24 protein-coding genes are annotated in these 22,526 nt (G+C 72.1%); 19 read left to right on the forward strand and 5 right to left on the reverse strand.

What is annotated here, in order from left to right:
- Window positions 1-277: 277 nt before the first annotated feature.
- Window positions 278-1,957, forward strand: a complete 1,680-nt coding sequence (locus LXM90_RS24750) for a hypothetical protein (protein WP_020093074.1) — start codon at window positions 278-280, stop codon at window positions 1,955-1,957.
- A complete protein-coding gene (locus tag LXM90_RS24755) occupies window positions 1,954-2,367 on the forward strand; it encodes a DCC1-like thiol-disulfide oxidoreductase family protein (protein ID WP_020093073.1) in 414 nt (137 codons plus the stop codon). The genes LXM90_RS24750 and LXM90_RS24755 overlap by 4 nt, the downstream gene beginning before the upstream one ends.
- A gap of 42 nt (window positions 2,368-2,409) precedes the next feature.
- On the opposite strand, the gene LXM90_RS24760 is transcribed toward LXM90_RS24755, so the two are convergent.
- The gene (locus LXM90_RS24760; RefSeq protein ID WP_026604916.1) at window positions 2,410-3,336 is read right to left on the reverse strand and encodes a glycosyltransferase family 2 protein; all 927 of its coding nucleotides are present in this window, start codon (window positions 3,334-3,336) and stop codon (window positions 2,410-2,412) included.
- 808 nt (window positions 3,337-4,144) lie between these two features.
- On the opposite strand from LXM90_RS24760, the gene LXM90_RS24765 reads away from it, so the two are divergent.
- From LXM90_RS24765 to LXM90_RS24800, 8 genes are all read left to right on the forward strand, one after another.
- Window positions 4,145-5,653, forward strand: a complete 1,509-nt coding sequence (locus tag LXM90_RS24765; RefSeq protein ID WP_042672444.1) for an oligosaccharide flippase family protein — start codon at window positions 4,145-4,147, stop codon at window positions 5,651-5,653.
- A gap of 85 nt (window positions 5,654-5,738) precedes the next feature.
- A complete protein-coding gene (locus LXM90_RS24770) occupies window positions 5,739-6,662 on the forward strand; it encodes a LysR family transcriptional regulator (protein ID WP_020093070.1) in 924 nt (307 codons plus the stop codon).
- Window positions 6,663-6,827: 165 nt separating this feature from the next.
- Window positions 6,828-7,643: a putative hydro-lyase gene (locus tag LXM90_RS24775; RefSeq protein WP_020093069.1), complete on the forward strand. Its 816-nt coding sequence runs from the start codon at window positions 6,828-6,830 to the stop codon at window positions 7,641-7,643.
- Window positions 7,644-7,686: 43 nt separating this feature from the next.
- Complete coding sequence (locus LXM90_RS24780; protein ID WP_020093068.1) at window positions 7,687-8,958, forward strand: MFS transporter; 1,272 nt, start codon at window positions 7,687-7,689, stop codon at window positions 8,956-8,958.
- Between the two features lie 28 nt (window positions 8,959-8,986).
- On the forward strand, window positions 8,987-9,748 hold the full coding sequence (locus LXM90_RS24785; protein ID WP_020093067.1) for a 5-oxoprolinase subunit PxpA: 762 nt from the start codon (window positions 8,987-8,989) through the stop codon (window positions 9,746-9,748).
- On the forward strand, window positions 9,745-10,479 hold the full coding sequence (locus tag LXM90_RS24790; RefSeq protein WP_020093066.1) for a 5-oxoprolinase subunit B family protein: 735 nt from the start codon (window positions 9,745-9,747) through the stop codon (window positions 10,477-10,479). Before LXM90_RS24785 ends, LXM90_RS24790 begins: the two co-directional genes overlap by 4 nt.
- Window positions 10,479-11,495: a biotin-dependent carboxyltransferase family protein gene (locus tag LXM90_RS24795; RefSeq protein ID WP_020093065.1), complete on the forward strand. Its 1,017-nt coding sequence runs from the start codon at window positions 10,479-10,481 to the stop codon at window positions 11,493-11,495. Before LXM90_RS24790 ends, LXM90_RS24795 begins: the two co-directional genes overlap by 1 nt.
- Window positions 11,496-11,588: 93 nt before the next feature.
- Window positions 11,589-12,377, forward strand: a complete 789-nt coding sequence (locus LXM90_RS24800; RefSeq protein ID WP_020093064.1) for an aldolase — start codon at window positions 11,589-11,591, stop codon at window positions 12,375-12,377.
- Between the two features lie 7 nt (window positions 12,378-12,384).
- Here LXM90_RS24800 and LXM90_RS24805 read toward each other — a convergent pair whose 3' ends face one another.
- Window positions 12,385-13,677, reverse strand: a complete 1,293-nt coding sequence (locus LXM90_RS24805) for a lytic murein transglycosylase (protein WP_020093063.1) — start codon at window positions 13,675-13,677, stop codon at window positions 12,385-12,387.
- Window positions 13,678-13,832: 155 nt separating this feature from the next.
- Here LXM90_RS24805 and LXM90_RS24810 point away from each other — a divergent pair, with 155 nt between their 5' ends.
- The 3 genes from LXM90_RS24810 (at window position 13,833) to LXM90_RS24820 (ending at window position 16,116) form a co-directional block, all read left to right on the forward strand.
- A complete protein-coding gene (locus LXM90_RS24810) occupies window positions 13,833-14,327 on the forward strand; it encodes an SRPBCC family protein (protein WP_020093062.1) in 495 nt (164 codons plus the stop codon).
- A gap of 152 nt (window positions 14,328-14,479) precedes the next feature.
- The gene (gene pyk / locus LXM90_RS24815) at window positions 14,480-15,892 is read left to right on the forward strand and encodes a pyruvate kinase (RefSeq protein WP_020093061.1); all 1,413 of its coding nucleotides are present in this window, start codon (window positions 14,480-14,482) and stop codon (window positions 15,890-15,892) included.
- A 95-nt stretch (window positions 15,893-15,987) separates the two neighbouring features.
- Complete coding sequence (locus tag LXM90_RS24820) at window positions 15,988-16,116, forward strand: hypothetical protein (RefSeq protein WP_012320301.1); 129 nt, start codon at window positions 15,988-15,990, stop codon at window positions 16,114-16,116.
- Between the two features lie 65 nt (window positions 16,117-16,181).
- Here LXM90_RS24820 and LXM90_RS24825 read toward each other — a convergent pair whose 3' ends face one another.
- Window positions 16,182-17,369 carry a patatin-like phospholipase family protein gene (locus LXM90_RS24825; RefSeq protein ID WP_026604915.1) on the reverse strand — a complete coding sequence of 396 codons (1,188 nt, stop codon included), beginning with the start codon at window positions 17,367-17,369 and terminating at the stop codon, window positions 16,182-16,184.
- A gap of 509 nt (window positions 17,370-17,878) precedes the next feature.
- On the opposite strand from LXM90_RS24825, the gene LXM90_RS24830 reads away from it, so the two are divergent.
- Window positions 17,879-18,415, forward strand: a complete 537-nt coding sequence (locus LXM90_RS24830) for a GcrA family cell cycle regulator (protein ID WP_026604914.1) — start codon at window positions 17,879-17,881, stop codon at window positions 18,413-18,415.
- A 12-nt stretch (window positions 18,416-18,427) separates the two neighbouring features.
- Here the strand turns inward: LXM90_RS24830 and LXM90_RS24835 are convergent, their stop codons facing one another.
- Window positions 18,428-19,426, reverse strand: a complete 999-nt coding sequence (locus LXM90_RS24835; RefSeq protein ID WP_026604913.1) for a TAXI family TRAP transporter solute-binding subunit — start codon at window positions 19,424-19,426, stop codon at window positions 18,428-18,430.
- Between the two features lie 230 nt (window positions 19,427-19,656).
- Here LXM90_RS24835 and cysK point away from each other — a divergent pair, with 230 nt between their 5' ends.
- The 5 genes from cysK to LXM90_RS24860 all read left to right on the forward strand — a co-directional run bounded on the left by cysK (window position 19,657) and on the right by LXM90_RS24860 (window position 22,187).
- Window positions 19,657-20,631 (forward strand): cysteine synthase A, encoded by a 975-nt coding sequence (gene cysK, locus LXM90_RS24840; protein ID WP_020093057.1) that lies wholly within the window; start codon window positions 19,657-19,659, stop codon window positions 20,629-20,631.
- A 322-nt stretch (window positions 20,632-20,953) separates the two neighbouring features.
- Complete coding sequence (locus tag LXM90_RS24845) at window positions 20,954-21,457, forward strand: hypothetical protein (RefSeq protein ID WP_020093056.1); 504 nt, start codon at window positions 20,954-20,956, stop codon at window positions 21,455-21,457.
- 81 nt (window positions 21,458-21,538) lie between these two features.
- On the forward strand, window positions 21,539-21,718 hold the full coding sequence (locus tag LXM90_RS24850) for a hypothetical protein (protein WP_020093055.1): 180 nt from the start codon (window positions 21,539-21,541) through the stop codon (window positions 21,716-21,718).
- The gene (locus LXM90_RS24855; RefSeq protein ID WP_020093054.1) at window positions 21,718-22,032 is read left to right on the forward strand and encodes a hypothetical protein; all 315 of its coding nucleotides are present in this window, start codon (window positions 21,718-21,720) and stop codon (window positions 22,030-22,032) included. Before LXM90_RS24850 ends, LXM90_RS24855 begins: the two co-directional genes overlap by 1 nt.
- Window positions 22,029-22,187 carry a hypothetical protein gene (locus LXM90_RS24860; RefSeq protein ID WP_020093053.1) on the forward strand — a complete coding sequence of 53 codons (159 nt, stop codon included), beginning with the start codon at window positions 22,029-22,031 and terminating at the stop codon, window positions 22,185-22,187. Before LXM90_RS24855 ends, LXM90_RS24860 begins: the two co-directional genes overlap by 4 nt.
- Before the next feature lie 50 nt (window positions 22,188-22,237).
- Here the strand turns inward: LXM90_RS24860 and LXM90_RS24865 are convergent, their stop codons facing one another.
- Entirely contained in the window at window positions 22,238-22,489 is a 252-nt protein-coding gene (locus LXM90_RS24865) for an RAG2 PHD domain containing protein (RefSeq protein WP_419149839.1), read from the reverse strand.
- Window positions 22,490-22,526 lie beyond the last annotated feature (37 nt).

Consider the following 22,526-nt stretch of genomic DNA (forward strand, 5'->3'; position numbering starts at 1 on the left):
GCGGGTAGAGCCCGGGGGCCGGGACGGTCGGGGTAGCCGAAAGGCGTAGGGGCGATCGCCCTCTTTGCAGCCTCTCACACCCCCGTGAAGTGCCAAGCTCTCCGGCGAGGCAGGAACCCGGGGCGGCAGGACAGGTCCGCGGCGGGTCCTCCTCGAGACGCCCGCATGACGGCGGACCCCGTTCGGCCGCTGGCCGCCCCGTCAAAGCGGGCCCTTGAGGATGAGAGGCCGTCGCTGCGCGCAGCGGCGGTCGCACCAGCGCGGCGGAAGACAGACGATGAGCAGCACGCTCCCGATCACCGGCCCGGACAAGGCCCTCGACACCGCCCTGCGACGCCTCGTGCGACCAGTGGCGGAGCGGGCGCGCTACTACCTGATCCTGCTCGCGCAGATCGGCGCCCTGCTGGTCCTGCTGAAGATCTCGCACGGCGTCACGGCGATCAACAACTACTACGGCGTGGTGCTGCCCGTGGCGCTGGCCCTCGCGATGACGCGGGTGCGCTTCGCCGCCGCCGATCTCGCGTCGGTCCGGCTGCTGCAGATGATCGGCGTGATCGCGGGCGGCTACGCGCTGATCCACTACCCGCTCTTCCCCGTCATTCTGCCCGGGGCGAAGGCGACCGTCGCCGTCACGGCCATCGCGGCGCTGTGGGTCGCGGCTGTGGCCGGCGGCGTGCTCTGCCTGCGCTGGCCCTCGCTCGCCCTGATCAGCGCCACCTACCTGGTCTGGAGCAAGCAGGCGGTCATCCGGGTGACCGGCCTCTGGCACGGGCACATCATCGACGTGGTGCCGCTCGCGGAGGTGAGCTTCTGCCTCGTCGCGGGCCTGCTGATCGCCCACGGGACGGCGCGTCTGCGCGACTGGCGCGGGCTCGGCGCCGCGGCGCGGTCGGACGTCGCGTCGGCCAGCGCGATGTTCTCGAAAGTGCTGATCGCGGCGGCGATCAGCATCCACCTCGGCAACTACTATTCGTCATTCCTGGCCAAGGTCACGCTCGACGACGGGCCGTTCTCCTGGCTGCTGAACAACGATCCCGGCAAGATCTTCATCGTCGGCCTCGACAACAACCACGTCCCCTACGCCGGCTGGCCCGTGCTGGTGGAGGCGATGCGCACGATCCTGAGCCATTCGAGCGCGCTGACCAACACGCTCATCCTGGTCGGTCAGGGCATCGCCCTGGTGGGGATCCTCATGCCGCGCCGCTGGCTGCTGCTGCTGCTCCTCGGCTTCGACGTGATGCACCTGTCGATCATCGTGCTCATGGGCGCCAACTTCGCCCCCTGGATCATGCTGAACCTCGCCATCGCGGCCGTCGTCGTGAGCCGGCACTACGAGCGGCCCCCGGTCTCGGTCGGGATCCTGTCGGTGCTGTTCATCCTGACCGGCAACACGTTCATGACCCAGGCCTGGCTCGGCTGGTACGACACCCTGGCCAACAACAAGATGTACTTCGAGGCGGTCGACCGGACCGGCCAGCGGCACTACGTGCCGACCAACTTCTTCACCTTCTACTCCTACCCGTTCGCCCACATGGCCTACGGCGCGCCCGACGCGGCGAACGCCTTCGCCCTCGACAACCCGAACGGCGGCACGCAGGTCTTCCGCAAGGTCACGGCCTCGACGACCTGCGACGTTCCCGTCCTGACCGCACCGGACGGCCTGGGTCAGGAATACTCGAAGTCGGAGATCGACGGTCCGGCGCTGGACGCCTACGTCCGGGGCTACCACCGCCTCGTCAGCGCGATCCGCGACAGGACGGGCCTGTTCCCCTACGCGGTCTATCCGCACCACTTCTTCGTCCCGCTCCAGTACGCCGCCGGCTTCGACACCCTCGCCATGGCCGACATCGTCGCCTACGTGTACCGGCGCGAATCCGTCTGCTTCAGCCTGCAGGACGGCGTCCCCGTCCGCCGCGTGGTGTCCGAAGCCGAGCACAGGATCGACCTGACGCCATGACCGCCCCCTCGACCGAGGCCGCCCTGACGGTGGTCTACGACGGCGAATGCCCGTTCTGCTCCAACTACGTGCACCTCATGGCCCTGCGCCGGTCGGTCGGCACCGTCGCCCTGGTGGACGCCCGGAGCGGGGGTCCCCTGGTCGACGAGATCGCGCGGCGCGGGTACGACCTCGACGAGGGCATGGTCGTCCGGCACGGCCCGGACCTCTATTACGGCGCGGACGCCCTCGTCCTGCTGTCGCGCCTCAGCGACGACCGGGGCGCGGCGAGCCGGCTCCTGGCGCGGCTGCTGCGCAGCCCCGGACGCGCGCGGCTTCTCTACCCGGCGATGAAGCTCGGGCGGCGCGTCACGCTCCGGATGCTCGGCCGGACGCGCCTCGCGCGGCCCGGCGGCGCGCCGGCCCGCTGAGCGGGCGGCACTCCCGCGCCTCCCGCCGGCGCGTTCCGCCCCCTAGGCCCGGGCGGGCGGGCGCGTCAGCAGCGTCCGCGCGCTGTGCCAGGCGAAGGCCAGGACGCCGCTCAGATTGGCGGTCACGATGGCGCGCCACGTCAGGCCGAGCTGCGCGTCGAAGCACGGGCCCCCGACCAGTTCGCGGGCGGCGTTGCGGGCGGACCAGTACAGGTGCTTGATCAGCCACGGGCTGCGGCCGATGTGCTTGGCGTAGAGCGCGCCGTTGCCGAACTGGTAGTTCCAGTGCAGCCGGTCGATCGTGCGCGGGTCCCGGCGCCCGTGGAAATGCTTGACGCTCATGTCGGGCACGTACTCGACCGCCACGCCGGCCGCCCAGCCGCGGTAGATGAAGTCCGTGTCCTCCGCCGCGCGGAACGTCGCCCCGGGGCCGAACGCCGCGTCGAACCCGCCGATCCGCTCGATGACGGCCCGGCTGCAGGTCATGTTGCAGCCGTGGACGAAGCCGCCGGGATGAGCCGGGTACGTCAGCCGGCTGGCCAGGGCCTCGGTCTTCGTGGTGAAGTCGATGTCCTGGGTAGATCCCAGCTCGACGCGGCCACCGCGGATGACGCTTTCCGTGTCGCCGGCATAGTGCGCGATCAGATCTCGCAGATACTGGTCCGACACGACGCAATCGTCGTCGATGAACGCGATGATGTCTCCGGACGCGCGCGCGATCGCGGCGTTCCGAGACCCGGCGACACCTGGGCGCGCCTGCGTGAGGAGCAGAACGTCGCGTCGATCGATCGAGATTGACGCGGACCAGCGCTTCAACGCCGCGTCCGTGCCGTCCTCGGACCCGTTATCGACGACGATGATCTCGGCCTCAGCTTCGGGCGCGGCCTCGATCGCGCGGACCACCGAGTCGAGCGTCTGCATAAGGGACGCTACACGGTTGCGAGTACATACGGTGAAGCTGATTTTCATTTGGCATTATTCCATAAATACTGCCAGAATTGCGACCTTCTAAAACGAGTCACAGACAATGTATAGTAATGTTATTGCACTTTCTCGATCCGTGCGCCGTAGGGGCGGCTACGCCTTTTGGATGCGGAACCGAATGTCGTGCAGTTGTGGCGGCGCAATATCCGGCGTCCTCGACGCACAGCGACGGCCGCTTGGATCCTCTGACGGGCTATAGAAAAGTCCGGATCCGCGCCGGCATCGGACGATGATCTCGGGTATTCGATCCCACCGACCCGTCAAGCCGGGAAAATCTTGCGGAGATTTACTGTTCCATCGACGATAACGCGGAATAGGGCACGCGCACGCCGTGACGGAATGCGACCCGTTTAGCCTTTCGACCGGACCTTCAAGTTGTTCCGCGAGGTCTTCGGCCGAAACATCGGATCATCCCGACCGTGCCGCGCGCCGCTTGCACATTTGGATATCTTCGTTCGGCCTCGGCATACGATGCTGCCAGCGTGAACGGGGCTCGAAGTGCGTTCGGTAAGATGAATATATTACGTGCTGGTTCATGACGCGGGCAAAACACGGATATGTGCGTCCGATACAGTCAAATCGGATTCCCGGACTCGGGAGCGGGCGAGTTCTCGGGCCTCTCTGCAGCGCCTGATCTGCACGGCGGCCCGACCTGACCTCGGCCATCGGGCGTGGGCACGGTCCTCCGATTGGCCAGCTGCCGCGGTGCACCGGGCACTGTTAAGCCGTCCCGATCGATTGCGCCCTGGCCGCCGCCAGCGCCGCCGCCACCCTGTCGCGTCCGAAGGATCCCATGGCAGAACTCCGAGAGGGGCCGGAAGCGACGGCGCCGCCCGCGTTCTCGAAGCGCCGGAGCCTGGCCTGGATGGGATTCTGCCAGGGCGGGTTGTTCCTGGCACAGTTCGGCACCTCGCTGGCCCTCGCGCGGCTGCTGACGCCCCACGAGACCGGCATCTTCAGCCTCGCCGCCGCGATCGCGGGCCTGCTGTCCACGCTGCGCTCCTGCGGCCTGTCGAGCTACATCGTCCGGGCGGACCGGGTGGACGGGGCCCTGCTGGCGAGCGTGTTCACGGTGAACCTGATCCTGTCGGGCGCGGCGGCGATCCTGATCCTGGCCTTCAGCGTATTCGGCAGCGTCCTCCTGGGCGAGCCGGAGGTCCAGCGCGCCCTGGCCATCCTCGCAGTCGTGCCGCTGGTCGGCGCGCTGGAGTTCCGCCCGGCCGCCATGATCGAGCGGCACGGCAATTTCCGCGGCGTGGCCCTCGTCAACATGCTGCGCGGTCTCGTCGCCAGCGGCGCGATGCTGGCGCTGGCGCTCCTCGGCTTCAGCTACATGAGCCAGGCCTACGGGCAGGCCGCGGGCGCCGTCGCGGCGGCGCTGGCTGCGAACGGCCTCGGCCTGCGCTACGTGTCGCTGCGCATGGGCCTCGCGGGCTGGCGCGAGATCCTGACCTACGGCGGCCGGCTCTTCGCCATCGCGGGCGTCGCGGGAATCGCCGGCCGGATGGGCGACCTCGTCCTCGGGCGGATGCTCGGGCTCAGCGCCCTCGGCCTGTACTCCCGCGCGGCGAGCCTCAACACCCTGATGTGGGACCACCTGCACGTGGTGATCACGCGCATCACCTTCGTGGACCTCGCGAACCAGCAGCGGAACGGGCAGTCCCTGCGCACCTGCTACCTCCACACGCTGCGGATGATCACCGTGCTGCTCTGGCCGGCCTTCGCGGGCGCGGCCGTCCTGGCCGGGCCGATCATGCGCGTCCTGCTCGGGCCGGGCTGGGAGGGCGCGGCGCTGCCCTTCTGCCTGCTGTCCCTGGCGGCGATCGTCCTGACCTCGCTCAGCATGACCTGGGAGGTGTTCCTGATCCGGGACCAGACCGCCCTGCAGGCGCGGTTCGAGTTCCTGCGCCACGGCGCCGGCCTCGTGATGTTCAGCATCGGCTGCCTGTTCGGCCTCGGCGGCGCGGGCGCGGCGCGGATCGGCGAGGCGTTCCTGGCCGTCGGCCTCTACCGGCCGCATCTCGAGCGGATGACCGACACGTTCCGGCGCGACTACGCCCCCATCTACCTCCACGCCGCCGTCCTGACCGGCATCGCCGTCGCGCCCGCCGTCCTGGTGATGTCGGCCTGGGGATGGTCGGCCGAGACGCCGCTCCCGAGCCTCGCGGCCGCGATCGCCGCCGGGATCGCCGGCTGGGCCTGCGGCCTCTGGTACCTGGACCATCCCCTCGTCGCGGAAGCGCGCCTGCTGCTCGCGCACATGCGCCCGGCCCGTCCGGCCACGAGCGTGTCGAACCTCTAGCGGCGAGCGGCGGCCGCGCGCTTGCGCTCGCGCGCATCGGGGCGCGATATGACCGAGCACGACGGCGAGGCGGGACGATCGCGGGATGGCGGATTTCCGCAGCTTGGAGGTGTTCTACTGGGTCGCGAAACTCTCGAGCTTTCGCCGCGCCAGTGAGAAGGTGAACACCACGCAGCCGGCGGTCTCCCAGCGCATCGCGGCCCTGGAGCACGAGTACGGGACGCTGTTCGAGCGCCGCAGCCGGGACGTCGCGCTGACGGAGCGGGGACGCCTGCTCCTCGGCTTCGCGGAGCGGTTCCTGGCGCTCCAGTCCGAGATGAGCGCGGCCCTGCACGAGACCGGCCGGACGCGGGGCACCCTGCGGCTCGGCGTGTCCGAGACGATCGTGCACCTGTGGTTGTCGCGCTTCATCGAGCGGATGCGCGCCACCCATCCCGGGATCGGCGTCGACATCACGGTCGACATCTCGCCGAACATGCAGGCCGCCCTGGTCGCCGACGAGATCGACCTCGCCCTCCTCGTCGGGCCGATCACCCTGCCGAGCTTCGCCAACCGGCCCCTGTTCAGCACCCCCGTCGCCTGGATCGCCGCGCCCGGCCTGCTGCCGGACGACGAGCCCCTGAGCCTCGGCGCGCTGCTGCACCACCCGCTCATCACCTACCCGCGCAACACCAGCCCCTACGTCGAGCTGCGCGACCTCGTCCTCCAGGAGAACCTCCTGCCGAGCCAGATCCACACGAGCGCCTCCCTGGCCACCATCGTGAAGATGGGCGTCGAGGGCCTCGGGATCTGCGTGATCCCCCCGGCCGTGGTCGAAGCCGAACTGCGTGCCGGCACCCTGCGCGTCCTGCCAGCCGAGCCGCAGCTCTCGGACCTGACCTTCACGGCGATGCACACCAAGCGGCCGGCCCATCACTTCGTGGCGGACGCGGCCCGCCTCGCCCAGGACGTCGCCGAGACCTGGGCCGCCGGGACCTGGGCCGCCGAGACCTGGGCCGCCGGCCGATAAGTCCGGTTTATCGCGCCCCATTCGCAATCACGATTGGCCTGCTCCGCGGCGCGATGGGATCGTTGCCGCAGGAAATGAATCGCTGAAGCGATCGGGATCTCGCGGAATACGGACGGCCGACGCGGCCGCGCCGGCGCGCGACGACCAGCCAGGGAGATCAACGCGGTGAGCCAGCACGCGGGCGCCGACGGCGCGCCACCTGTCTTCGCCGACGCGGCGGACGCGCGGCGCGCGATCCGCGCGGGTCGGTTCCGGGGCCACACCTCGGGTCTCGTCCCCGCCCACGCGCAGGGCAACCTGATGATCCTGCCGCGGGCCATGGCGGAGGATTTCCACCGCTTCTGCCAGCAGAACCCGAAGCCCTGCCCGATCCTCGGCGTCTCGCGGCCCGGCGACCGCGCACTGCCGACGCTGGGGATCGATCTCGACCTCGCCACAGACGTCCCCGGCTACCGCGTCTACGAGGGCGGCGCGCTCGTGGCCGAGCTGCCCGACCTGACCGGCGTGTGGCGGGACGACCTCGTCACCTTCGTCCTCGGCTGCTCCTTCTCGTTCGAGGCCGGCCTGATCGAGGCGGGCATCCCGCTCCGGCACATCGCCCTCGGCCGCAACGTCGCGATGTACCGGACCTCCATCGCCACCCAGCCGTCGGGCCCGTTCCACGGTCCGCTCGTCGTCTCCATGCGGCCCATGAAGGCGGCGGACGCCATCAAGGCCGTGCAGGTGACGGCCCGGATGCCGGCGGTCCACGGGGCGCCGATCCATCTCGGAGATCCGGGCCTGATCGGCATCCGCGACCTCGCGCGACCGGATTTCGGCGACCCTGTGCCGATCGAGCCCGACGAGCTCCCGGTCTTCTGGGCCTGCGGGGTCACCCCGCAGGCCGTGGCGATGGCGGCGCGGCTGCCGCTCTGCATCACCCACGCGCCCGGTCACATGCTGATCACCGACCTCCTCAACCGCGACCTGCCGTTCCTGTGACCATCCCGGCCGCGCGGCGGCCATTCCGCAAAGGAGTTGCGCCATGTGGGTGAGAGACACGAGTCCGGCGGAGCGCCGGGTCCTGGGCGCGGCCTTCGCGGGCTACGGCGTCGATGCGTTCGACTACATGGTCTACACCTTCCTGATCCCGACCCTGGTCGTGGTCTGGGGCCTGACCAAGGTCGAGGCCGGCAACATCGCCACCGCCGCGCTCGTCACGTCGGCGATCGGCGGCTGGGCGGCCGGGATCCTGGCCGACCGCTACGGCCGGGTCGTCGTCCTGCAGGGCACCGTCGCGTGGTTCACCCTGTTCACGGTGCTCAGCGGCTTCACCCAGTCCTACGAGCAGCTGCTCGTGACCCGCGCGCTGCAGGGCTTCGGCTTCGGCGGCGAGTGGTCGGTGGGCTCGGTGCTGATCGCCGAGACGATCCAGGCCCGCTACCGCGGCAAGGCGGTGGGGCTCGTCCAGTCGAGCTGGGCGGTCGGCTGGGCCTGCGCGGCGATCGCCTTCTGGGCCGTGTTCGCCCTGGCGGAGCCGGCGGTGGCGTGGCGGATCCTGTTCTGGCTCGGCGCCCTCCCCTCGGTGCTGATCTTCTGGATCCGCCGCAACATCGAGGACCCGGAAGTCTACCGGCAGACCCGCGCCGCCATGCGGGACGTCGGCGACACCGGCAGCTTCCTCGACATCTTCTCCCGGCCGCTGATCGGCCGGACCGTGCTGGCGAGCCTGCTGGCGACCGGCATGCAGGGCGGCTACTACGCGGTGACCACGTGGCTCCCGACCTACCTGAAGACCGAGCGCAACCTCTCGGTCCTGAACACCAGCGGCTACCTGCTGATGCTGATCTTCGGGTCGTTCGTCGGGTACCTGACCAGCGCCTGGCTCTCCGACCGCATCGGGCGCCGCCTGGGCTTCGTCCTGTTCGGCTTCTGCGCCGGCGTCCTCGTCCTCGCCTACACGCTGATCCCGATCACCGACCCGGTGATGCTGGTGCTGGGCTTCCCTCTGGGCTTCTTCCTCTCCGGCGTCTTCTCCGGGATGGGCGCCTTCCTGAGCGAGCTGTTCCCGAGCCGGATCCGCGGCTCCGCGCAGGGCTTCTGCTACAATTTCGGCCGCGCCACCGGCGCGATCTGCCCCGCCGTGGTGGGCCACCTCAGCGGCTCGCTGACACTCGGCATCGCCATCGGCGTCGTGGCGGCGGGCGCCTATTGCCTCGTGATCGTCGCGGCGCTTCTCTTGCCGGAGACGGCGGGCCGCGCGCTCGATTCTCGCAGCGCGGATCCGGCCGAGCCGGAACCCGTTGCGGCCCTATGAGACCCGATCGGCACGCGGAGCGGCGGCGATGACCAGCGTGGACCTGAATTCCGACCTCGGCGAGGGCTACGGCGCCTACGCCTGCGGCGACGACGCGGCGATCCTCGGGATCGTCACCTCGGCCAACGTCGCCTGCGGCCTCCACGCCGGCGACCCCGAGATCATGGCCCGAACCTTCGCGCTGGCGAAGGAGCGCGGCGTGGCGGTCGGCGCCCATCCGGGCTTCCCGGATCTCTGGGGCTTCGGGCGGCGGCGGATGCCCTACAGCCCCGCCGAGATCGAGCGACTCGTCGCCTACCAGATCGGCGCCGCGCAGGCGCTCGCCGCCTATGCCGGCCACCGCATCACCTACGTGAAGGCGCACGGGGCGCTGGCCAACGTCGCCGCGGAGGAGCGGCCGGTGGCCGACGCCATCGCCCGCGCGGTCCGTGCGGTGGACCGGGAGCTCGCGCTGCTCGCCATCGCGCTGACCGCCCAGGTGCCGGCGGGCGAGGCCTGCGGCCTCGACGTTCACCAGGAGATTTTCGCCGATCGCGGCTACACGCCGACAGGCCTCCTGATCCCCCGCAGCGAGCCCGGCGCGATGATCACCGATGCCGGCGAGGCGGCCGACCGCGTCCTGCGCATGGTCGAGGCGGGCGCGATCCTCACGGCCGACGGTCAAACGCTGCCGACGCCGATCCGCTCGATCTGCGTCCACGGCGATTCGGACCACGCCGTCGCCACGGCGCGGGCGGTGCGGACCCGGCTGGAGGGCGCGGGCGTCACGCTGGCGCCGTTCCGGCCGTGAGCGCGGCGCTGGACGAGCCCCGCCTCCTCGACGCCGGCGAGGCGGCCCTCGTGGTCGAGTTCGGCAGCACCGTCGACCCGGCGATCAGCGACCGGGTCCTGGCCCTCGACGACGCACTCGGGGCGGACCCGCCCGAGGGGCTGCGCGAGCGCGTGCCGACCTACCGATCCCTGATGCTGCACTACGATCCGCTGGTGCTCGACCGCGGGACGCTCGCCGAGCGGGTCCGGGGGCTGGTCGCCGGCGCGACCGCGCGCGCGGCGAGCCCGATACTCTGGACGCTGCCCTGCTGCTACGACGCGCCCCACGGGGAGGACGTCGCGCAGGTCGCCGAGCGGAGCGGCCTGAGCCCGGAGACTGTGGTGTCGACCCACGCGGCCACGACGTTCCGAGTCTACATGTACGGCTTCGCGCCGGGCTTCGCGTATCTCGGCGGCCTGCCGCAGCCCCTGGCAGTGCCCCGGCGGGCGAGCCCGCGGCCGCCGCACCCGCGCAACGCCATCATGATCGGCGGCGGCCTGGCCGCGGTGGCGACCGTGCCGATGCCGACCGGCTGGTACGTGATCGGCGCGACGCCGTCCCGCCTCTACGCGCCGGAGCGCGACCCGAGCTTCTTCGTCGGCGCCGGCGACCTGATCCGCTTCGAGCCCGTGGATGCCGCGACCTTCGACGCCCTCACGGCGCGCGAGGCGGCGGGCGAGCCGGTGGCCCGCCGCGGGGAGGCGCGCTGATGCCCGCCCTCGTCATCGACTCCGCCGGGCCCGGCATCACCCTGCAGGACGGGGGCCGGCACGGCTACCTGCGCTACGGCATCACGGCCGCGGGCCCGATGGACCCGCTGATGCACGCCGCGGCCAACCGGGCGGCGTCGAACGCCCTCGACGCCACCGCCATCGAGATCTCCACGGGCGGCATCACCGTCTCGGCGCAGGACGGCGCCGTCGGGCTCGCCCTGCTGGCGCCGGGCTTCCGCGTCGCGCTGGACGGCGTGCCCCTGCCCGACACGGTCGCGCTCGCCCTGGAGCCCGGCCAGACCCTCGTCGTGCGGGCCGGCGATGCCGGCGCCTGGGGCTACCTCGCGGTCGCCGGGCGGGTCGACGTGGCGCCGGTCCTCGGCTCGGCGGCGACCCATACCCGCTCGGGGCTCGGCGGCCTCGACGGGCGCGGCCTCGCCGCGGGCGACCGCCTCCCCGTCGCCGAGGGCCGAACCCCGGACGGGCCGCCGCAGCGGCTCGTCGCGCCCTGGCTCGAGCGCGACGGCCGGGAGATCCGGGTCGTGCTGGGCCCGCAGGACGACTACTTCGCGCCCGACCAGGTCGAGGCCTTCCTGGCCGGTCCCTGGACGGTCTCGCCGCGGGGCGACCGGATGGCCTGCTTCGTCGACGGCACGCCGCTGAGGCACGCCAAGGGGCACGACATCGTCTCGGACGGCGTCGCCATGGGGGCGATCCAGGTGCCCGGTAACGGCCTGCCGATCATCCTGATGGCCGACCGGCAATCCACCGGCGGCTACCCGAAGATCGCCACGGTGATCGGCCCGGATCTCGGGCGGCTGGCGCAGGTCCGGGGCGGGGCGAGCCTGTCGTTCCGGCGCGTCACGGTGGCGGAGGCGGTCGCGGCGCGCCGCGCCGAGCGCGATCTCCTGCGCGAGGCGATCCCGCGCGAGCCGGTCATCCGCACGGATTTCGCGTCGGACTTCCTGCTCGGCCTCAATCTCGTCGGCGGCGTCACCGACGGCCGCGCCTGAGCGCGGAGCGGCTGCGCAGGGGCGAGCGAGCGTCTAGAGTGCGGGACCGGTCGAGTCCCCGGCCCGAACCCCGACACAGGAAAGCCCGCACGCATGGCGCACGCCGTTACCGCCCCGGGAACCCCGCCCGCCCGCAGCAACGAGCCCCTGAACGCCGATAGCGTGCGCCGCGCCCGGATCGACCTCGCCGCCTGCCTGCGCTGGGCCGCGCGCAACGGCCTGGAAGAGGGCATCTGCAACCATTTCTCGGCGGTGCTGCCGGAGCGGCCCGACCTGTTCCTGGTCAATCCCTACGGCCTCGCCTTCGCGGAGGTCACCGCGTCGAGCCTGCTTCTCTGCGACTTCCACGGCAACGTCCTCGAGGGCGACGGCCAGCCCGAGGCCACCGCCTTCCACATCCACGCCGAGCTGCACCGGCTGAAGCCCCGCGCCCGGGCCGCGTTCCACACCCACATGCCCTATTCCACGGCCCTGGCCATGCTGGAGGGCGAGCCCCTGGTGTGGGCGGGCCAGACGGCGCTGCGCTTCTACGGCCGGATCGCGGTGGACGAGGATTACAACGGTCTCGCGCTCGATTCGTCCGAGGGCCGGCGGATCGCCGAGAGCGCCGGCGAGGCGGACGTCGTGTTCCTGAAGAACCACGGCGTGATGGTACTGGGCGAGACGATCGCGGAGGCCTGGGACGACCTCTACTACCTGGAGCGCGCCGCACAGGCGCAGGTCCTGGCCATGAGCACGGGGCGCGCGCTCAAGGCCGTGCCCGAGGCGATCGTGAAGCGCGTGGCGGCCCAGGAGGCGGCCGGGCGCGCCGAGAGCGCCCGCCTCCACCTGGAGAGCGTCAAGCGGGTGCTCGCCCGGGACGAGCCCGCCTTCCTGGCGTGAGCGTCCGTCAGGGCGCGGCCCGGACCCGGTCCAGCAGCGCGGCGTCGGCGTAACCGTCCGGCGGCAGGCCGACCGACCCCTGGAAGGCGCGCAGCGCCGCCCGCGTCTTCGGGCCGATCTTGCCGTCGACCCCGCCGGTGGCGAAGCCGCGCTCCGTCAGGCGGGTCTGCAGGTCGCGCCGCTCGTCGCCGGTGAGGGGCCGGTCGCCCCGTGGCCAGTCGTGCACCAGGCCCGGGTCGCCGCGCAGGCGGTCCGACAGGAGCGCGACGGTCAGCGCGTAGGCGAGCGCCGTGTTGTAGCGGAGGATCACCGCGAAGTTCGGCTGCAGCAGGAAGGCGGGGCCGCGGATCCCGGCGGGCAGGATCAGGGTCGCCTCGGCCGTGTCCGGCAGGGCGCGGTCGCGGGCGGGCCTCACGCCGAGCGCCCGCCACGCCGCGACGGTGCGGACCGTCGTCTCGTCGGCGAGCGCCGCGTCGAAGGTCTCGGGCAGAACCGCCTCGCTGCCCCATCCCGCGCCGGGCTTCCAGCCGTGGCTGCGCAGGTAGTTCGCCGTTGACGCGAGGGCGTCCGGCACCGAGGTCCAGATGTCGCGCCGGCCGTCGCCGTCGAAATCGACCGCCTCGCGCTGGTAGACGCTGGGCATGAACTGCGTGTGCCCCATGGCGCCGGCCCAGGATCCGGTCAGCCCCGCCGGCATCCGGTCGAGGGGCGCCTGGTTCCAGGCCAGGATTTGGAGCGCCGCCGCCAGCTCGTCGCGCCAGTAGGTCGCCCGGGCGGGATCGCTGCAGCCGAGCGTCGCGAGCGAGCGGACGACCGGCTTCACCACCGCCGGGTTGTCGAGCACGGCGCCGTAGCTCGATTCGACGCCCCAGAATGCCACCAGGATGTGGCGGTCGACCCCGTACTTGGCCTCGATGGCCGCGAGCGTGTCGGCGTGCTCGGCGAGCTTGCGCAGACCGGCCTCGACGCGGGCCGGCGTGACGCTGGCCTCGATGTAGTCCCAGATCGGCCGGACGAACTCGCCCTGGCTCTGGGTCGCGGCGACCACGTCCGGGTCGGGCATGAGGTGGGCGAGCTGCGCCTCGGCGAGGCCCTGCGGCACGGCGCGGGCCGTGACCCAGGCGATCAGGTCGGCCCGGCAGGCCTCGAAGGCCTGCGGCGCGGCCGGCGGCGACGGGTCCGGCCCCGCGGCGAGCGACGGCACGGCCGCGCCGATGACGAGTGCGGCGCCGGTCGCCAGGACCGCGCGCGCGGCGCCGCTCCGGGGCGCGGGCCGCTTCGGCGCGGCGCGATCGTCCATGGGCATCTCCGGTGATCCTGACGGGCGCGGCGTAGCATACCGCGCCGTCAGCGACACCTTCGAGACGCGGTCCGTCGCGGCCCCGGGGCTCGCCGCGGCCGGGCGGCGCCCCAAGTCGCGTCACATCAGCCCGGCGGCCCGGAGACCGACCCGTGATGCATCCCGCTTACCTGACGGCGATCGGCGCGGCCCTCTTGGCCGCCGGACCGGCCAGCGCCCTGGAGGTCACCCGCAGCCGCGACATCCCGGCTCCGCCCGCCGCGGTCTGGGCGCTGGTCGGCGATTTCTGCGCGATCCAGAACTGGCACCCGCAGGTCCAGCGCTGCATCCTGTCGGGCGAGGACGAGGATGACGGCATCCGCGCGCAGATCCGCGGCCTCGTGGTGAAGGGCGGCAAGGGCACGATCGCCGAGGTCGAGACCGCGCGCGACGAGACCGGCATGAGCTACAGCTACAGCTTCATCCAGGGGCCCCTGCCGGTGCGCGCCTACAACGCGACGCTGGCGGTCCGTCGCGACGGCGCGGGCTCCACGGTGATCTGGAGCGCGACCTTCGACGCCGAGGGCATGAGCGATGCCGACGCCGTCGCCGACATCACGGGCGTGTTCGACGCCGGGCTTGCCGGGATCGCCCGGGAGGCGGCCAGATAGCCCCCTGCCGAATCGGCCAGCCGCGCGAAAAATCGCCTGCCGGGCGCCGCGAGGCCTCGCCGCGGGGCCGTCGCGGACCGATGTGAGCGCCGTCGGCGCGACCGAGCGCCCGGCTCGATTCCCAGAGGCAGCCTCAGGAGGCCGAGACCCGCATGCGCCGTCACCGCCACGCCAAGATCGTCGCCACCGTCGGTCCCGCCAGCTCCGCCCCGGACCAGCTCCGCGCCCTGTTCCTCGCCGGCGTCGACACGTTCCGGCTCAATTTCAGCCACGGCCTCCAGGCGGATCACGCCAAGGTCCACGCGGCCATCCGCGCCCTCGAGAAGGAAGTCGGCCGGCCGATCGGCATCCTGCAAGATCTCCAGGGGCCGAAGATCCGCATCGGCACGCTCCAGGGCGGACGGCTCGATCTCCAGGCCGGCGAGACGGTGCGCTTCGTCCTCGAGGGCGCCGACGGCGACAAGCAGGCGATCCCGCTGCACCACCCGGAAATCTTCGACGCCGTCGTGCCGGGCCAGGAACTCCTCATCGACGACGGCCGGGTGCGGGTGCGGGTCACCGGACCCGAGCGGACCTCCATCACCGCCGAGGTCGTCACCGGCGGTCCGATCTCGAACCGCAAGGGCGTGAATCTGCCGGGCACGCTGCTGGACCTGTCGCCGCTGACCGAGAAGGACCGGGCGGATCTCGCCTTCGGGCTCGATCTCGGCGTCGACTGGGTCGCCCTGTCGTTCGTCCAGAAGCCGTCCGACGTCATCGAGGCGCGGGGGATCATCGGCGATCGCGCCGGCATCATGTCGAAGATCGAGAAGCCGCAGGCGCTGGAGCGGATCGACGACATCATCCGGCTCTCCGACGCCGTGATGGTCGCCCGCGGCGATCTCGGCGTCGAGATCCCGCACGAGGACGTGCCGGGGCGGCAGAAGGAGCTGATCCGGGCCTGCCGGCTCGCCGTGAAGCCCGTCGTGGTGGCGACCCAGATGCTCGACTCGATGGTCAATGCGCCCGCGCCCACCCGGGCGGAGGCGTCGGACGTCGCCACCGCCATCTACGACGGCGCCGACGCCGTGATGCTCTCGGCGGAATCCGCGACCGGCCGCTACCCGGTCGAGGCGGTGGCGATGATGGACCGGATCATCCGGAGCGTGGAGGGCCACAAGCTCTACCACTCGATCGTCGCGGCCTCGGAGCCGGGTGAGGAGGAGACGCCGCCTCACGCCGTGGCCACCGCCACGGCCGACCTCGCCGAGGCGGTGCGCGCCGCGGCCATCGTCGCCTACACGGCGAGCGGGACGACGGCCGCCCGGGTCGCGCGCAAGCGGCCCGCGGCCTCGATCCTGGCCCTGACCCCCAACGTCGCGACCTCGCGGCGGCTGAGCCTGCTCTGGGGGGCGCACAGCGTCCTGACGGAGGACGTCGACAGCTACGAGGAGATGACCTCGAAGGCCTGCCACCACGCCCAGGACGAGGGCTTCGCGCGGCCGAACGACGTCATCGTGGTCACCGCCGGCATCCCGTTCCACACGGCGGGCAACACCAACAACATCCGCCTGATGCAGGTCTGAGGCGCCCGATCGGGCGCCGGGCTGGAACGCGGCCCGCGCCTGACCCGTTGTTGGGGAAGCTGCGCCATTTGGGCGCGATACCGGAGGGCCGACCCATGAACCTGATCGGACGCATCGTCACCAAGATCCTCGGCAACGAGAACCGCCCCGTCGACCGGGACGACCGGAACGCCAGCACGGCGACGCCGCTCGGCCGCCTCGTGACGAAGATCCTGGGCAAGTAGGCGCGCCGTCCGCCCGCGCCATTCGCCGCGCGCCCGAGCCGGGCGCGCGGCGGACCGTTAGGCGGTCAGTTCGCGACGGCGCTGGCGGTCGCCTTGAGCACCGGCGCCGCCGGGATCGAGTGCTGCCAGAAGGTGCCGGTCCGGCCCTTCTCGTAACCGGCCTCGTACAGGGCCCGCATGTAGGCGGTGTCGAAGCCCTTCGCGGCGGACGCCTTGGGGCCGTTCTCGTCAATGTAGGTGAGATTGAAGCCGATGCCGTTGGTGCGGGCCAGCGCGTAGGTCGCCGTCAGCGTCGCGCGGGAGCGGGCGCGGCTCGCTGTGGTGAAGGAGCGCTCGACGATCGAGAGCGTGTTGTCCTTCGTCACCTCGAATTCCGGCTCCAGGCGGCCGTTGATCACCACGTAGATCTCGGCCTTGCCGCCGGTGCGGATCCGCCCGTCGCGCAGCAGCAGGGTCTGCGGCAGGGTGAAGACGGGGGTCACCACCGAGCCGTCGACATGCATCTCCTGGAAGCGCGCGTCGCCGGCCGAGACGTCGATGAACTGGGGCGGGAACACCGCCGGGATGCTGGCCGAGGCCGCCAGCACGTCGCGGAACAGCTGGCGGGCGTTGGGCACCCCGCTCGCCGCGATGGCGCCCATGTTCCAGATCACCGCGCGCTGGGAATCGAGGTTCGTCGTGACGACCAGCAGGCGCCGGCCCTTCGCGTGCTCCTCGGCCACGGCCTTGAGGAGATCGTCCGTGACGTAGCGGTCGATGAGGTTGCGCAGGCGCCCGTCGCCGAACAGGCCCGAGCCGAACAGCACGTTGGCCAGGTTCGGCGAGGCCACCAGCTCGCTGGCGACGCCGCTCGTGTAGAACTCGGTCAGGTAGGGGTCGTAGGCCGGGCCCAGGAAGGCGAAGGGCGCGATCAGCGCGCCCGTCGAGACGCCGGAGACCAGGGTGAATTCGGGCCGCTTGCCGGACGCCGTCCAGCCGTTGAGCACGCCCGCCCCGTAGGCGCCGTCGCCGCCGCCGCCCGACAGGGCCAGGTAGGTGAAGCCCTTGAGGCGCCGCTCCGGATTGGCGGCGAGCGCCGCGATCGTGTCCACCGACGCGTCCGCGAAGACGCGCGCGCCGGGGATGCCCGGCACGGTGGCGAAGGCCGCCTGCTCGGCACTGTAGGGGGTCCGCGGAACGCTGCCGCAGGCCGCGACCTGACCCGCCAGCCCGAACGCCACCGCCATGCGCAGGCTGACCTGACGAACACCCATCGTCACTTCCTCGAACCGCGAAACGCGCCCACTCTGCCACACGGAACGAGCTTGGCCGTATCGCCTGTTCCGTCTTAGCCGGCTTCGGAGGAACGATAAGGCCGCGCTGTTGCGGTGGGGTCACGATCCCACGCGATCGGGGCGCAAGCGTGGCCGCTGCGGCCGGCGGCCCGGACGGTGCGGCGCCGTACCGGACACCGGCGGGACCGCGCCGGGGCCGCGCAGGATCGCGCCGGACCCGGCCGACCCGGGCCGGCCCGGGTCATTGCCGGTGGACAGGCGTCGCGGCGGCCCGTGACCGGCGACCGCCCGCCCTTGCAACGTTCGCGAGCGCCGCGCTAGGGTTCCCCCGTGGCCTGGCGAGACAGGGTGTCGCACGCGATGCGGCAGCCGGTGCGCGGGGGCGCGGTCTGCGCGGCGACACGGTCGGCCGGGATAACGGCTCCTGTCGGCTTGGAAGACGCGGACTGGCCTTCGGGAACGCGGCCGAGCCGCAGGGGGCGGAGGGGATGATGGAAGCGGGTCTCGGCTGGACGGACGATCGCGTGGCGCTGCTGCGCCGCCTGTGGGAAGACGGGCAGAGCGCCAGCAAGATCGCGGCGCAACTCGGCGGCGTCACCCGCAACGCGGTGATCGGCAAGGTCCACCGCCTGGGTCTGGCCGGTCGCGCCCGCGGCGGCGAGGAAGCCGCCACCGCCGTCCCGCCGTCGAAGACGGTCGAGATCGAGACCGCCATCGCGGTGGTCGAGACGCAGGCGCCCGAGCCGGTCGCGATCCTGGCCCACCGTCCGGCCCCGGACTTCCCGGCGCCCGCGCCGGCCGCGGCGCCCGCGCCCGTGGCCCTCGCGGTGTCGGAGCGCGTCACCATCATGGACCTCCGGGAATCCATGTGCCGCTGGCCCCTCGGCGACCCGACGACGCCGGAATTCCGCTTCTGCGGCGCCCGCTCCATCACCGGCCTGCCGTACTGCACCCACCACGCCGAGATCGCCTACCAGCCCGCCGCCGAGCGGAAGCGCGATCGCCGCGTCGCCTCGTTCCGCTGAGCCGCCGCGCCGTCAGCGCAGCGTCACGCCGGCTTCGCGGAGGACGCGGGCGGTCCCGGGATTGACCCGGTCCGCCGGGACGAGGCCGACGAGGTTCCTCGGCTGCGCTTCGGTGAGTTCCGTCCGCGCCAGCGCCCGGACGATCCGGTAGGCCGTCTCCTCGTCGAGACCGGGCCGCGCGATCACGAAGCTCCAGGACCCCACCGTCGCGATCGGCTCCGCCTGCCCGGCGAAGCTGCCGGCCGGAACCGTGAGGCGCCGCGTCGCCGCGCCGGGCTGCGCGAGGCGCGCGATGGCCGCCTCGGACGGTCCGAAGAAGCGGGCCCCGCCCGGATCCGCGGCCAGCGCGTGGAAGCCCGGCCAATCGAGGCCGCCGCCCCAGAGCGCGTCGGCGCGGCCCTCCCGCACCAGGGCCGGGCCGTCGCCGGCCCGGTCGAGGAGGATCGGGCTGATGTCGCGCTCGGGATCGAGGCCCGAGGCGCCGAGGACGCTGCGGCCCATGACGGTCAGCCCGGACTTGTGCGTGCCGAGCACGACCCTGCGCCCGCGCAGGTCCGCCACCGAGCGGATCGCGCTGGCCGCCGGCACCACGAACAGGCCCGGCGTCGGGTACATCGGCGCCAGGACGGTCAGGCCGCCGCCCTCGGCGAGGGCCGGGTAGGCGTACTCGCCCTGCACGAGGCCGAGATCGACGCGGCCGGCGCGGAGGAGGCCGACATTCTCGGACGACCCGCCGGTGGCGCGCCGCTCGACGGTCAGGGCCGGGTCCGCGGCTGCGACCGCGCCGGCGAAGGCCTCCCCGAAGGCCGGGAAGCCGCCCCCCGGCGTCGCGGTGGCGAGCACGACGCGGAGCGCCTCGGCGGCGCGCGCCGGCCGCGCCAGGACCAGCCCGAGGCCCGCCAGAAGAGCGGCCCGACGAGTCGGCCGAAGAGGGAGGCCCCGTCCGCCCGTCGGGCAGGATGGTCGGGCAGCGCCGGCCGCGGCCGGACGGGCAGGAGAATAGAATTCCATCAGGAACGGGCCGCTCAATAAAGGTCTTCCACCCCGCCGCGAAAGTTCGCCCAATTCCGGAAAGAACTTTCGGCAACGGCACTTAGCCCGATTGCTCCGGCCGCGGCAACGCGATATCGCAGCCTCCCGTCCGGGCCGGTCAAGCCTCCCCACGCGAGGGCGATCCCTTGGCGGGGCCTCTCCCGGATACGACATCTGTCCGATCCGTCACCACGAGCAGGAGTTCCGCGATGGCCGATACCCTCAACGCACCGGCGAAGGTCGGCCACGGCCGTGTCTACGGCTCGATCACCGAGACGATCGGCAACACCCCTCTGGTGCGCCTGAACCGGCTGCCCAAGGAGCACGGCGTCGACGCCGAGATCCTGCTGAAGCTCGAGTTCTTCAACCCGATCGCGAGCGTGAAGGACCGCATCGGCGTCAACATGATCGACGCCCTGGAGGCCTCCGGGAAGCTCCAGCCCGGCGGCACGCTGGTCGAGCCGACCTCGGGCAACACCGGCATCGCCCTCGCCTTCACGGCGGCGGCCCGCGGCTACCGGCTCATCTTGGTGATGCCCGAGACGATGTCGCTGGAGCGGCGCAAGATGCTCGCCTTCCTGGGCGCGGAGCTGGCGCTCACGCCGGGCGCGCAGGGCATGAAGGGCGCGATCGCCAAGGCCGAGGAGCTCCTGAAGGAGATCCCGGGCTCGGTAATGCCGCAGCAATTCTCCAACCCGGCCAACCCCGAGATCCACCGGAAGACCACCGCCGAGGAGATCTGGAGCGACACGGGCGGCCAGCTCGACGCGTTCGTGGCCGGCGTCGGCACCGGCGGCACCGTGACGGGCGTCGGCGAGGTGCTGAAGCCGCGCCTGCCGAACCTGAAGGTCTTCGCGGTGGAGCCGGAGGACAGCCCGGTGATCTCCGGCGGCCAGCCCGGCCCGCACAAGATCCAGGGCATCGGCGCTGGGTTCATCCCCGACAACCTGCACACGAGCATCCTCGACGGCGTCCTGAAGGTCACCAACCAGGCCGCGTTCGAGACCTCCCGGGCGCTCGCCCGGCTGGAGGGCATCCCCGGCGGCATCTCCACCGGCGGCAACGTCGCGGCGGCGCTGGAGCTGGCCAAGCGCCCCGAGTTCCAGGGCAAGCGGATCGTGACGGTCGCCTGCTCGTTCGCCGAGCGCTACATCTCCTCGGCGCTGTTCGACGGGATCGGCTGAACCGGCCATCGGAGCGGCCTTCGGGCCGCTCCCCTACGGAGCACCGATCGAATCGCACCGGGGCGGATCGCGGCGATGTGGATCCGCGCGCGCTTCCGGTCCGCCGGGGACGGACACGATCGTCGCGACCCACGGAATTTTTCATTTTATCACAGTCATACAATTATTTTTCCTTGATCAGTATCTGTCTCTTTTAAAATTTATTCGCAGCACAATACTGAGTTTTGGGCGAAAATTTCGGATCAACACTGCGATCTCCCGTGCCTGGACGCCAGAAAAACTCTCCGCTAACGCCGATCGGCGAACGGACAGCGATTCTCTCATGCGCGGCCTCCTGCTTCTCGTGTTCGGCCTCTGGGCTCAGTCGGCGATGGCCCTGGGCTTCGCGGTCCACGACCTGACCGGGCTGGCCGAGGCCGCCAGACTGGCGCTGGGACCGGCAGCCACCGCGCAGGCGGAGGCCCAACGTCTCGGCCTGCACTGCGCCGCCTGCGCGGGCACCCCGGCGATCGAGCTGCGGATCGGGCGCCTGACGGACGGGACCGAGGCCCGGGTCCGCTCCGGCAGGACGACCCTCGCGGCGCTCGAGGCGCTCTGCGTGCGGCGCAATCCGGATTGCCGGCTCTCGGCCCTGCCCGCCGGCCCGGCGATCGGCTGGTTGAGCGTGTACGCGCTGGACGGCGGCGCGGGTGCCACCGCGGTCATCCTCCGGGACGGCGATCTGCTGACGATCGAGGCCCGGGCATCGGATCGCGGGGCCGCGGAGGATGCGGCGCGGCGCCTCATGCAGGCCGTCCTGCCCCGGATCGTCGGGCCGGAGACCTGAACCGACCGCCTCCGGTCGCCCGGTCCGCGCAACCCTCATCGGCCGCCTCCGTTGTCCCCCGAAGAGGAAGAGAGGCGAGCCATGACAGACCAGACCGGACGACCCGCGCGGGAGGGGGCCGAGGCCCCGGTGGCCGCGAAGACTGAGACGCCGCGCGAGAAGCTCGGCCAGATGGAGGACAAGGCGCGGTCCGACACGGATCTCGGCGAGGCGATCGACCGCGCCACCGCCGCCGTCGGCCAGGACGACGGGAAGCGCTGATGGTCAGGCCGACGAGCGAATCCGGCACGGTCACCCGCAAGCCCGACGACAAGGTCGGTTCGCGCGGGAGCCCGCCCGCCGGGGGCGGCCATCAGACGGCCGATCAGGCGGCGATCACCGACATGGGCTCCGGCGAGGCGCCGCGGACCGAACCGAAGGAGGGATGGGGCGCGGCCGGAGAGCCCGGGCGCGCGCCGCCGGCGGTCGGCGGCTCCTCGGGCGGCCACTCGGACCAGAAGGCCTCGCGGGGTCCGGCCGCCGACACGAAGGTCGCGGGCGGGCACTACCGGGCGGAGCGGGAGAATCGGGAATGACCGAGCGTCGCGAGACCGGCGCGCAGCCGGACAAGCCGAAGAACGTCGCCCCCGACGCGGTCAAGGACCCGAACGAGAAGACGGAGGGCAAGCCCGGCCAGGGGACGCCCGCCGGCGGAACGCAGAACGACGAGACCGATCCCGGGGGCAGCTGACGCGACCGGGATGCCGCCGCGGCGGCATCCCCCGCGCGGCGACGCGCGGCTCAGGAGAGACGGAAGGGGATCGGCCCGGAAGCCAGCGGGACGTCACCGGGACGGCAGCCGGTCTCGACGCTGGCGTAGCGGATCGCGTCCTGGCGGCTGCGGAAGATGCCTCCGGCACGCCCACCGGTCTCGACGGCGACCCAGTGACCCTCGCCGTCCTGGCCGACGAGGTATGAGGGCGGCGCGGCGGCGGCCTGCGCGAGCGACGGAAGCGGGTTCAGCGCGACGGGCATCGGTGTCACGGGGTTCACGCGGGCCTCTCGGGTCCGCCCCATCGAAGTATTGCCC

Origin of the sequence: Methylobacterium oryzae (assembly GCF_021398735.1) — a bacterium.
Taxonomy (GTDB): Bacteria; Pseudomonadota; Alphaproteobacteria; order Rhizobiales; family Beijerinckiaceae; genus Methylobacterium.